This is a genomic window from Flavivirga jejuensis (assembly GCF_030540765.1).
In the GTDB taxonomy this organism is placed as follows: domain Bacteria; phylum Bacteroidota; class Bacteroidia; order Flavobacteriales; family Flavobacteriaceae; genus Flavivirga; species Flavivirga jejuensis.
This window is the reverse complement of record NZ_JAUOEL010000003.1, coordinates 366,469-378,898: the sequence shown is the minus strand read 5'-3', so window position 1 is coordinate 378,898 and position 12,430 is coordinate 366,469. Positions and strand designations below refer to the sequence as shown.

6 protein-coding genes are annotated in these 12,430 nt (G+C 33.8%); 5 read left to right on the top strand and 1 reads right to left on the bottom strand.

What is annotated here, in order from left to right; genetic code table 11:
• Window positions 1-135: 135 nt before the first annotated feature.
• Complete coding sequence (locus Q4Q40_RS10225) at window positions 136-3,288, top strand: SusC/RagA family TonB-linked outer membrane protein (protein ID WP_303301701.1); 3,153 nt, start codon at window positions 136-138, stop codon at window positions 3,286-3,288.
• Window positions 3,289-3,334: 46 nt separating this feature from the next.
• Window positions 3,335-5,044 carry a RagB/SusD family nutrient uptake outer membrane protein gene (locus Q4Q40_RS10220; protein ID WP_303301700.1) on the top strand — a complete coding sequence of 570 codons (1,710 nt, stop codon included), beginning with the start codon at window positions 3,335-3,337 and terminating at the stop codon, window positions 5,042-5,044.
• Window positions 5,045-5,396: 352 nt separating this feature from the next.
• Here Q4Q40_RS10220 and Q4Q40_RS24075 read toward each other — a convergent pair whose 3' ends face one another.
• Window positions 5,397-5,543 (bottom strand): transposase, encoded by a 147-nt coding sequence (locus Q4Q40_RS24075; protein WP_367892782.1) that lies wholly within the window; start codon window positions 5,541-5,543, stop codon window positions 5,397-5,399.
• A gap of 272 nt (window positions 5,544-5,815) precedes the next feature.
• Between Q4Q40_RS24075 and Q4Q40_RS10215 the strand changes: the two genes are divergently transcribed.
• The 3 genes from Q4Q40_RS10215 to Q4Q40_RS10205 all read left to right on the top strand — a co-directional run bounded on the left by Q4Q40_RS10215 (window position 5,816) and on the right by Q4Q40_RS10205 (window position 12,388).
• Entirely contained in the window at window positions 5,816-9,103 is a 3,288-nt protein-coding gene (locus Q4Q40_RS10215; protein ID WP_303301699.1) for a SusC/RagA family TonB-linked outer membrane protein, read from the top strand.
• 18 nt (window positions 9,104-9,121) lie between these two features.
• Window positions 9,122-10,819 carry a RagB/SusD family nutrient uptake outer membrane protein gene (locus tag Q4Q40_RS10210; RefSeq protein WP_303301698.1) on the top strand — a complete coding sequence of 566 codons (1,698 nt, stop codon included), beginning with the start codon at window positions 9,122-9,124 and terminating at the stop codon, window positions 10,817-10,819.
• Window positions 10,820-11,059: 240 nt separating this feature from the next.
• Entirely contained in the window at window positions 11,060-12,388 is a 1,329-nt protein-coding gene (locus Q4Q40_RS10205) for a sugar MFS transporter (RefSeq protein ID WP_303301697.1), read from the top strand.
• Window positions 12,389-12,430 lie beyond the last annotated feature (42 nt).

The following is a 12,430-nucleotide window of genomic DNA, read 5'->3' as shown; positions in this document are numbered from 1 at the left end:
ATGTTTAACAAATTCAATTAAAAATATAAAAAAGATCAACCCCCTTTTTTACCACATTAACTAAACTCATATTTTATGAAAATCAAATTTAACAACAGCTTTTTGTTCTTAAAAAAAAGGCTGCTAATTCTCATTATGAGAACCTCCATCTTCTTAAGCATTACAATAGCTTTTGGTTTTTCACCAAAAACAGTAATTGCATCAGAAAACATTAATAACAACTTACAACAACGAATTAAAGGTATCGTTACAGACTTAGATGGTCAACCGATTGCAGGCGTTCATGTTGTGGAAAAAGGCACTAGTAATGGTGTGCATACAGATTTTGACGGCAGTTTCTCAATACATTTATTAAACCAAAGCGGCACCTTAGTTTTCTCGTATGTTGGGTTTAAAACTCAAGAAGCCTCTGCAAACCAAGCTAATTTAACCATTGCTTTAGAAGAAGACATTGCAAAACTTGACGAAGTAATCGTTGTAGGGTTTGCTAAACAAAAAGCTAGTTCTGTAATAAGTTCGGTTGCACAAGTTACTAGCAAACAGCTAAAAGTAGAGCAAAGACCAGTAACAAATGGTTATTCTGCTTTAATAGGAGCAGTTCCTGGTTTAGTATTAAGTAATAATAATGGTTCACCTGGTGCAATACCAGACATATCTATTAGAGGGACAAGTACTATAAATACAGATGCTGAATTATTAATTATTATAGATAATTTTGAGGGCTCGTTAGCCGATATTGATCCGCAAACTATAGAAAGTGTGTCTGTTTTAAAAGATGCCTCTGCAGTAGCTATTTATGGAGCCCGTGGTGCAAATGGTGTATTGTTGGTAACCACAAAAAATACGAATCGAAACAAAAAAACTTCTGTAAGTTATAATTTTAGTTCATCAGTACAATCAAAACCTAATTTGCCTACAACCTTAAATTCCTCTCAGTATATGCAATTTCAAAACGAAATTGTTCCTGGAACATGGGATCAGGCGGCTTTAAATTTGGCTAGTAGTGGTTTTTACCCAGATACAAATTGGGCAGATGAACTTTACGAAAATACTGCTTTGCAACAATCACATAACTTAACATTGACTGGTGGTTCTGAAAAGACAGGCTATTTAATGTCTGGAAGTTACTTAACCCAAGATGGTTTAGCTATTGGAGATGATAAATTTGAAAGATTGAATTTACGTTTAAAAATAGATACAGATATTACTGATTGGTTCTCTACAGGAGTTAATGCTTTAATTAGTAATGTAACAGATAATGCTGTTAACACTATTGGAGGTATTGGTGTTAGAGGTTTACCATTTTTCCCTGTTCAGACTGTAGATGGTCTTTGGGTAGATAATGGTACTAGTAACTCACAAACCAACCACGTAGCAAATGCAGCGTCTGGAAGCTTTACAAAAGATGATATAGACAGAGTTAACCTGCAATTATACGCTAAAGTTAAACCTATTTTTGGATTAACTTTAGAAGAAAGAGTATCTATTATTAAAACGAATGAAAACACAAGAGAATGGAACAATACTTATGACAGAGTTTTATTAGACCCAACAGATACTGACTCGTATACTAACCCAGATTCTGCTAACAGGGCTTATTTTTTAGGGAGTACAGATGCTAGATCATTAAATTTAATATCTCAGACATCCAAAACCATTCGTACATTGACCTCTTTAACTTACGAATTTGAAAAAGATAAGCATAAGGCAAAAGCATTCTTAGCTATGCAAACCGAAACAGGAGAAGCTCAAGAGTTTGGAACTGGAAGAACAGGTTTTCTTTACGATCATATTATAGCCTTAGGTCAAGGTAATCTAATAAACCTTATTGATACAGACTATGAAAATGTAGGGAATTATGAGGTTAGAGATGGCAATGAATCTACACTATCATATTTTGGAAGATTTAATTATAGTTTTGATGATAAATATTTAATTGAAGCTTCATTTAGAAGAGATGCATCTTCTTATTTTACAGATACTAATAAATGGGCATTTTTCCCATCTGTTGCTGTTGGTTGGTTGGTTTCAAAAGAAGACTTTTTGAAAGATGTTGACTTTTTGGATCAATTAAAACTTAGAGGTTCTTATGGTACTGCTGGAGATGATGGATCACTTGGTTCTGTAACTCAGCAACTTGTTCGTTTTGATGCTTCAGGTTACCCATTAGGAGGGGTAAGTGCTCCAAGAATTTTTATAAGTGATGTTGTTAACCCAAATTTAATTTGGGAAACAGCAACAATCCTTAATATTGGTGTTGACGCTTCATTATTTAATGGTAAACTACAGTTTGAAGCAGATTATTTTAATAATAAGCGAACAGACATCATTTCAGAGATTAAAGGAACGCCATTTGAATATGGTTTTGGTGATGCTCAAGGTAACCCTTATGATGTTAAAAGTTGGGGTTGGGAACTAAATGCAACGCATAGAAACAAAATAGGAGATTTTGGTTATACCATTTCAGGTAATATTTCTAGTTATAACAACGAAATTACTTATATTACAGAGGATGCTCTAGACCCTAATTTCCAAATTGGTCAGAGTGTTAATGATCGTTTTGGCTATGTAACAGATGGTTTCTTTGATAATCAAGAAGAACTAGATAGCAATACCTTTGTAACCAATGGTACTACAACGCTTATCGATCAATCTGCAGTAGGAGGTAGTGCCATAGGTAATTATAAATTTGTAGACCAATTAACTATAGATACCGATGGAGATGGCATTATGGATGCAGCAGACGGTATCATTAACGATGATGACCGTGTTATTATTGATGATAATTCAGATACTAATCTAAACATTGGTTTTAACTTAGCTGTATCTTATAAAAATTTATCATTATCTGCTCGTTTTTATGGTGCATTAGATAATAATCAATACTGGAATAAGGATGAAATTGTACAACCATTCTTAGGAAACTCTGTACCTTATACTTATCAAACGGATGTTTGGTCGCTTACAAATCCAGATGCTATTTTTCCTCTTCCTCAAGATTTAGGTGCCCGACAACCAAATTATTTAAACAATGTAGATCGTTTGATTGTTGATGCTGAATATATTAAGCTTCATAATATTACTCTAAACTATGATTTTGGTAAAGAAATTCTTCGTAAAATTTCATTTATAAAAAGTTTAAATGTTTACCTATCTGCAGAAAATTTAGGTGTGGTATGGACAAATAGCCCGGTCTTTAAAAAAGGATGGGATCCTGAGCTTGGAATAAATGCAGTGAATTATCCGCTACCATTTACATCTGCCATTGGTTTAAATGTTAAATTCTAAGATGATGAGCAGTATTAAAACGCAACAGAAATATAAAATATTGAATATGAAACATATAAAAATATATAAACTAACGCTCTTGTTGGTATTACTAGGTACTTTTGTGTCTTGTAATGACTTCTTAGAGGTTGAAGATCTTGATGAATTAGATATAACGACTGTTTTCAAAACAGAAGAAGATTTAAAACTGGCATTAAATAATTTATATTTAACACTGCCAATCTTAGACCTTGAAGATGACCTAAATACTCAAGAAGCAGCTCAAGCTTATGTAGTGCCGTATTTTTGGACAGATGATGCTATACATAGAAACATAAGTGGAGCAAGTACTAATGCTTCAGAATTTAATTGGCAAGCAACCACAAGAGCTTTAAGAACTTTTTATCGTTATCATGATATTGCAGATATAAATTTTTTCTTAGAAGCTCTTCCTGACGCTGAATTTGAAACAGAATCTAATAAGGAACGATTTGCAGCAGAAGCAAGATTTTTTAGAGCCTGGATATATGAGTCTATGGCATTTGCTTATGGAGATGTTCCTTTATTAACCAATACCATTTTGCCATCAGAACAACCTTCACAAGCACCTAGACAAGACGTTTTTGATTTTGTTATAAGTGAATTAGATGAAATAGGTGATATGTTACCAGAGTCTTATGAAGGAGAAGATATAGGCCGAATTACTAAAGGTGCAGTTTTAGCCTTAAAAGCCAGAGCTTATTTAAATGCTATTGGTTGGGCCAGTGATGAGAGTGCTATGTATGCTGGAGCTGAAGCTGCTTGTGAAAGCATTATTAATAGTGGTGTATATGCTATGGTAGATGGGATTGCTGGTTTTGAAGAGCAGTTTACAAGTGCTAGCGATTTAGTTTCTCCAGAAACTGTTTTAGCCACTATGTATGTACCAGAATTTAGAACACATAGATATGCTAGACAAATAGCACTTAGAGGCACATGGCGAGGTACTTCTGGAACACTAACAAACCAAAGAAGACCTGGATATACTTCAGATTTTATTGAAGAGGTGCAAACTATAAATGGGGTATTTCCAAAAGATGATCTGTCTTATGATCCTGCTGATCCGTGGACTGATAGAGATCCTAGGCTTGCAGCTTCTGTTGTGTTACCTGGAGATATTTTACCTGCAACTAGTGGTATTAATGATACATATGAATTTCAACCACACCCAAATATTGCGCCTTCTGCTGATGATGTTGGTGGTACAAATAATCCAACTGGATATGGCTTTAAAAAATATTTGGACTATAGCTTAGCTGTATTGAATAATGGAGATGTTGATCTTAAATTGATTAGGTATTCTGAAATCTTATTAATGTATGCAGAAGCTTTAGCTGGTAGAGGAGATAATAGCGGGGCATTAACATATTTAAATATGGTTAGAAATCGTGTTGGGATGCCATCATATACAGCAGCTAATTTACCAAATGTAACCAGAGGAACTACTGGAAATGACATGATTGATGCTATTCTGTTGGAAAGACGATATGAGTTTGCTGGAGAAGGTCCACAACGATGGTTTGATATATGGAGATATAAATTGGGAGATCAAGTTATTACTTCTGTTTATGGAATTCCTCAAAGTGAAACTCAGCCAGGAGATTTGGTAGGATCAAAATTTAGTGGAGGAACTAGTACACTTTTTGAAAGAGTATGGAATGACGATTATTATCTACTTCCTATTTGGCAAACCTTTAGAGATGCAAATCCTAACCTAGACCAAAATGGTGGTTATTAATAGTATTAATATGTGGTTAAGAATTAAAAAATAAACTATAAAATTTAGTTTAAAAAATTAGAGCTAGTTTATTTTTTATGGGTTGCTCGAAAATAGAGTCAATATGTTTTACGTATTGATTTTATTTTCGGGCAACCCTTTTTTATATAGTACATGTTACATTTCTTAACCCGCACTATTCATCGAGTGTACAATTTTCATATTTTTTGAGTTTATAGAATTGATTAGCAGATTAGCTCTTAAATTTTGTCCTTTTCTAAGGATTTCAATCTGCTTTTCCAGGTTTTGACGGGCTGCTTTATTGTTAAAAATAGGTACCCCATGGTTGTTATATTTTTCAATGTAACAACCTTTACTGTTTTATAATCTCCAGAAACAAATCTTGATAAACAAAAGCTTTAGAGAAGCGATAAAATATTCTGCGTTTAGTCTTTTTGATAGTTGCGCCTACCTTGAGCAAGTATGTTCTAATACTGCTAATCTGCCATTTCTTAGCAATTCGAACTTGGTTTTTTAAATTTTTGTCTTTAGGCTTACATTGTACGCCTTCCTTAATAAGACTAATCAGTTAATTTCTAATCTAATGTGTTACCTATTCTTGGTCGAAGCGCTGAAGTTGTTGGTCGAAATTTTTCATTAATAACTGAGATAAATAATTAAGTTTAATAAAAAACATTAAAAATATGAAATAAAAACTGCTCACCTCTAACACGTTACAGTGTACTCAAAAAAAATTAAAATGTATTCAATAACTATTTAACTAATAAGTTTATGAAAATTAAATTAAAAAACGCTTTTTTATATTTTAATAAAAAGCCGTTAAATCAAATTACAAAAGTTGTTGGAGTCTTATGCTTGACAACTTTTTTCGCTTTAGCACCAACTGTTGTCTTTGCTAATAACATTAATGACTCTAACATGCAACAACGAATTACTGGTACTATATCAGATGCCAATGGACAACCTCTGGCTGGAGCAAATGTTCTTGAAAAAGGAACTACCAATGGTGTTCAAGTGGATTTTGATGGTAAATACTCTTTAACTTTATCTAATCAAAATGCTATACTAGTGGTTTCATACCTTGGTTTTATAACCAAAGAAGTCCCAGTAGGAACCAAAACCAATATAAACATCATTTTGGATGAAGATATATCGACACTTGACGAAGTAGTTGTAGTTGGTTATGGCACACAGAAAAAAGTAAATTTAACGGCTGCTGTATCTGTAATAGGTTCTGAAGCTTTTGAAAATAGACCAACTGCTAACGCCATACAATCTTTGCAAGGAACGGTACCTGGTTTAGTAATATCCAATACCGCTGAAGGTGGTCAGCCAGGAGCTACTCCAGATATAAATATTCGTGGTTTTATTACCAGTGGTGGTGATGGTGATATAGGAGATGCTGGTCCTTTGGTTTTAATTGACGGTATTGAAATGAGTTTAGGTGATATTGACCCTGAAGACGTAGAATCTGTTTCTGTATTAAAAGATGCCGCCGCCGCATCTATTTATGGATCTCGAGCTGCAGGTGGAGCCCTTTTAGTGACTACAAAAAGCGGCAAAAATATGAATGGAGATGTTAAAATTACGTATAGTAATAATTTTCAATATTCAAGACCTTCTGTATGGCCAAATTCAGCAAGCCCAATTAACTATGCATATGCCATACAAGATGCTAGACGTAACAATAATGAAGCCGATTACTGGACAGAAGAAGAATATGGCTATATTATTCAAAATATGACTAACCCAGGAAGCGCTCCATCTGGTATAGCAGATATTGACAATAATAATTCGTGGAATGTTAGTGCAATAGGTCAAGGTGCTACATCTGCAACAGATTGGCAAGATTTTCTGTTTAAAGATTTTGCTGAAAAACGCAAACATAACCTAAGTATTTCAGGTGGTGACCAAAAATTAAACTATTATTTCTCTGTTGGTTCTTATGAAGAAGAAGGGTTATTGGTTCATGGAAAAGAGTCATTTGAGCGTTATAATGTTGATGCAAAATTTTCTGCAAAAGCTAATGATTGGCTTACCATAGAGTTTGTCTCTAAATTTTTAAAGAGCAATTCAGATTTCCCAACAGATACTGGCAGAGGAAGCGTATTAAGAAATACATCTAGAATATTAGATGTATTAACTAAATTAAAACCTACCTTACCAACAGTTGATGATTTTGGAAATCCTTTACTTCAAGCTCAGTATCCAATATGGGAAAATCAGCGCTATCAAGCTGAAAATAACCAAATAGTATTATCGCCAAGGTTTATAATAGAACCCATTAAAGACTTGAGATTTAATGCTCAGTTAAATTATAGAAGAAATAATAATTCTCGAGCCTATAAAATACTTACAACAGAATATACGCAACCAGATGGAACTGTTGCATTTGATGCTTCTCAAAGTGAAACTAGTTATGAGCCAACCTATATAAATAATGAATATTTTTCTCCAAATTTATTTGCCTCATATGATAAATCAATTGATAAACACAACTTTCATGCAACCATTGGGTATCAAAGTGAATCATATAATTACGATGAAATTTCTGCATCAACATCTAGTCTAATTAGTGACAACTATGTATCTATAAGCACTTCAGCTTTAGATGATGCAACTGTAAATGATGCATTATCTCATTGGGCTATACAAAGTGTATTTAGTAGATTTAGATATAATTTTGATGAGAAATACTTATTTGAATTTAGCTATCGTAGAGATGGATCATCAAGATTTGAACCAGAAAACAGATGGGCAGGATTCCCTTCTTATTCCGCAGGATACAATATCGCTAAAGAAGAGTTTTGGCCTTTTGAAGCAATAAATACATTTAAACTAAGAGGTTCTTATGGTACTTTAGGAAACCAAAATGTAGATAACTATTTGTACATTTCGTCTATAGATGCAGATAATAATGGTACCTTTTTATTTGATGGTAGTCAAGAACTTTTTGCTAATACTCCAATTTTAGAAAGTGAGAGTTTAACATGGGAAACCGTAAAAACGACAGATATAGGTTTTGATTTAGGAGCTTTTAACAACAAATTAAACGTAGGTTTCTCTTGGTATAGAACAGATATTGAAGGTATGGCTGCACCTGGTATAGATTTACCTGAACAATTAGGAACCGATTCTCCATTAACTAATATTGGAACATCTAGAGTACAAGGCTGGGAAATAGAAGCCTCTTGGAGACAACAATTAGGAGATTTTAGCTATAATATAAGAGCAGTATTATCTGATTATAAAAGAACCATAGTTGAATATCCTAATGAAACTAATGATTTTACTCAAACATATTGGAATGGGAAAGATTTAGGTGAAATTTGGGGGCTACAATGGGATGGCTGGTTTATGACAGATGATGAATATGATACTTATCCAATAGATCAATCTTTCTTACCTAATTCAGGTACTTGGAATGCTGGAGATACTAAATATAAAGATCTAAATGAAGATAATGTAATAGATAGAGGTGAATGGGTTCTTGGAGATACTGGTGATTTTAGCGTTATTGGAAACTCAACACCTCGTTATCAATATTCATTTAACATAGGTTTAAATTATAAAAACTGGGATATGAATATGTTTATTCAAGGTGTTGGTAAACGAGATGTTTTAGTATCAAATCATCAAAGATTTAGAGGCCCAGCTCAAGGAGAATTACATGCTTTGGTTTATGAAGAACATTTAGATTATTTTAGACCAGAAAATACTACTAGCCCTTTAGGCCCAAATACAGATGCCTATTTTCCTGCACCGTATTCAAACAATCCTGGAGCCAATAATAAAAATTATAGGTATGCAGTAGATCGCTACTTACAAAATGGTGCTTATGCTCGATTAAAGAATATGCAAATTGGATTTACTATTCCAAAAAAGCTTACAGATAAATATAAAATTAAAAATTTTAGAATATTTATTTCTGGTGAAAATCTCCTTACTATTTCTGATATGTTATTCTATGACCCAGAATTTGTAGCAGGTAGTTTTGGTAGTGCACAAGCTTATCCGTTATCAACAACATTCTCTACAGGAGTAAACATCTCATTCTAATCAAAAAAATTACGAATTATGAAAAATATATTAAAATTATTTATATTGAGTTTTGTAATTTCTTTAACTTCTTGTGAAGATTTTTTAGACAAAACTCCCCTGGATGAAGTTTCTGAAACTGACTTTTATTCAACCCCTGCAGAATTAAGGGTTGCTGTTAATTCTTTTTATAGAGATTTACCTACTTGGGCTAATGCAGGAGTTGGTTCTTCTGCTTTACCAGACAATGGTACCGATTTAGTGATGAACCAAACACCTTCTGACAGACTATTAGGGATCTACACTATTCCTACAGCATCAACTGCAGCAATATGGAGTTGGGACGAAGTAAGAGAAGCTAATTGGTTTTTAGATCATACAAATCAAGCATCTGGAAATCAAACCGATATAGATCAATATACTGGTGAAGGTTATTTTTTTAGAGCATATTACTATTTTAATTTATTAGTTGATTATGGAGATTTACCAATATTTGAACAATATTTTGACAATACGAACGAAGAGTTTGTATTTGCTGCTAGAGACCCAAGAAATGAAGTTACTGATTTTATCTTATCTGATTTAGATACTGCTATTTCTCTATTGAAATCCTTTCCTGATTTAGGTTCTTGGCCTCGTGTAAGTAAGGAAGCTGCTCAGCTATTTAAAGCTAGAGTTGCTCTTTTTGAAGGTACTTGGGAAAAATATCATAGTGATACCGATTTTGGGGTTCTTGGATCCGATGGGACTTCTTACCTGGAAATTGCGGCAAATGCAGCAGAAAGTGTTATTGATGGCGGTGTTTTTACACTTCATAATGATTATGAATCTTTATTCAACACATCTGGATTAAGTGGTAATAGTGAAATGATTTTATGGAGAGATTATAACTGGCAAGACTTAGGAATTGGAAATGATTTACAAATTTCATGGCCAAACAATTGTTCGTATTCGAGATTTGCAATACGTAGTTATCTTTGTACAGATGGCGATCCTATATCGGTAAGCCCCCTATATGTAGGAGATCAAGATTTATCAACCATTGAAACCAATAGAGATCCAAGATTAGCAGCAACAATAATGGTTCCTGGAGATATTATCAGATTAGATAATGGGACAGCTACGTTATGGACCGTTCCGTTCCTTGATAACGCATTTGGTGGTTATGAATCTCAAAAATATAGAGATTATAATTATGATGATACAGATGCTGATAACTTTACTAGAAGTACATCTAAAATTGCTATGCGCTATGCTGAAGCTTTATTAATATTTGCTGAAGCTAAAGCTGAATTGGAAACTATTACTCAAGCAGATTTAGATAAGTCTATTAACCTATTACGTGCACGTGTAGGCATGCCTGGAATTACCTTAGGTTCTATTACACAAGATCCTGATTGGCCAAATTATGGTTATACTCTAACAGATATATTATATGAAGTTAGACGTGAACGCTCGGTAGAATTGATGGCAGAAGGTTTTAGATTAAACGATTTATTGCGTTGGCGTGCTCATGAATTATTTAATGGAGATACGCCATTAGGAGCTTACTTTCTTGATGGCATTGTTGAAAATGGAACTAACGATCCTAATATTCTTTTAGATGGTGATGATTACTTAGACCCTTATCAAACTTATGGTGCTTTTGATTTTGATGAATCTAAAGCTTACCTTAAAGCTCTACCCTTGGATGAACTTAAACTAAACCCTAATCTAGACCAAAACCCTGGGTGGTAATAAATAAATTTCCTCACTGTACATTTTTTAATAAATGTACAGTGAGTTTTTTTTAGATAATCAATAAATTTATTTGATCGCTAAGGTAGATAGCACAACAATAATTGCTTTTGTTATATTTTTAAAAGTATATATACCTACTAAATGTAAAGTGTTTTTTTACTCTAGGATTAGAAAAAAAATCTAGAAAGTATCAAAAATGATATTAGTAAAACTTAAAATATTAAAAAGAGGTATTATATGGCAAAATCACAAAACGTATCAGGAGCAAAAAATAATTTAACACCCATACTAATAATAGCAGGCTTATTTTTCATTTTCGGATTTGTCACCTGGATAAATGGAGCACTAATCCCCTTTATGAAAACCATTAATGAGTTAACCGATGCCCAATCTTACTTGGTAGCCTCTGCTTCCTATATCTCATTTGTAGTGATGGCTCTGCCAGCTTCCTATATTTTAAATAAAATAGGCTATAAAAAAGGCATGTCTTTAGGCTTAATAATTATGGCTATTGGAGCTTTAGTTTTTATCCCTGCAGCCGAAGCAAGAACCTACTGGGTGTTTTTATCTGGTATTTTTATTCAAGGCATCGGTATGACCATATTGCAAACAGCAGCAAACCCATACATAACCATTTTAGGACCCATAGAAAGTGGAGCCAAACGTATTGCTATTATGGGCATAGCAAACAAAGTAGCAGGAGCTTTAGGCTCTTTAATATTTGGAGCCTTATTATTATCAGGAATAGACGAAGTAAAAGATAAACTAAGTAGTGCCTCAATAGAAGAAAAAGGCCATCTTTTAGATACCATGGCAGATAGTGTTTTTACACCCTATCTAGTGATGGCTATCATTTTATTTATATTAGGAGTATTAATTAGAAAAGCCCCATTACCTCATGTAGAAGCCGCCGAAGTAGAAGACACAAAAGATGGCACGACTACAAAAACCAGTATTTTTCAATTCCCCCATTTATGGTTGGGCGTACTAACCCTATTCGTTTATGTAGGAGCAGAAGTTATAGCAGGCGATACTATTATCGCATACGGTATTTCATTAGGCTTTCCTGCTACAGATGCTAAGTTTTTTACAACCCTCACATTATTAGCCATGGTATGCACCTATGGGCTAGGTGTTATTTTAATCCCCAAATATTTAACGCAAGGCACCGCACTTAAAATCAGTGCCACCTTAGGGGTCATCTATAGCATTTGCATCCTATGTACCACAGGATTTACTTCCATTTTATTTGTGGCAGCACTGGGAATTTCCAACGCTTTGGTTTGGCCAGCAGTATGGCCATTAACCCTGGAAGGATTAGGCAAGTTCACAAAAACAGGCTCCGCCTTATTAATTATGGCTATCTCAGGAGGTGCCATCATTCCACCACTATATGGCAGAATGGTAGATGCCAATAAAGAGGAACTTATTACTAGCGGTATCAACGAAGTAGATGCCTTAGCAACAGCCTCTACCCATAGTTATTGGCTATTAATTCCTTGCTATGCATTGATCCTGTTTTTTGCAATGCGAGGACATAAGTATAAAAGTTGGACAAGAAAATAAATAAATAAAAGAAACTATCTATAATTAAGAAATAAACAAAAA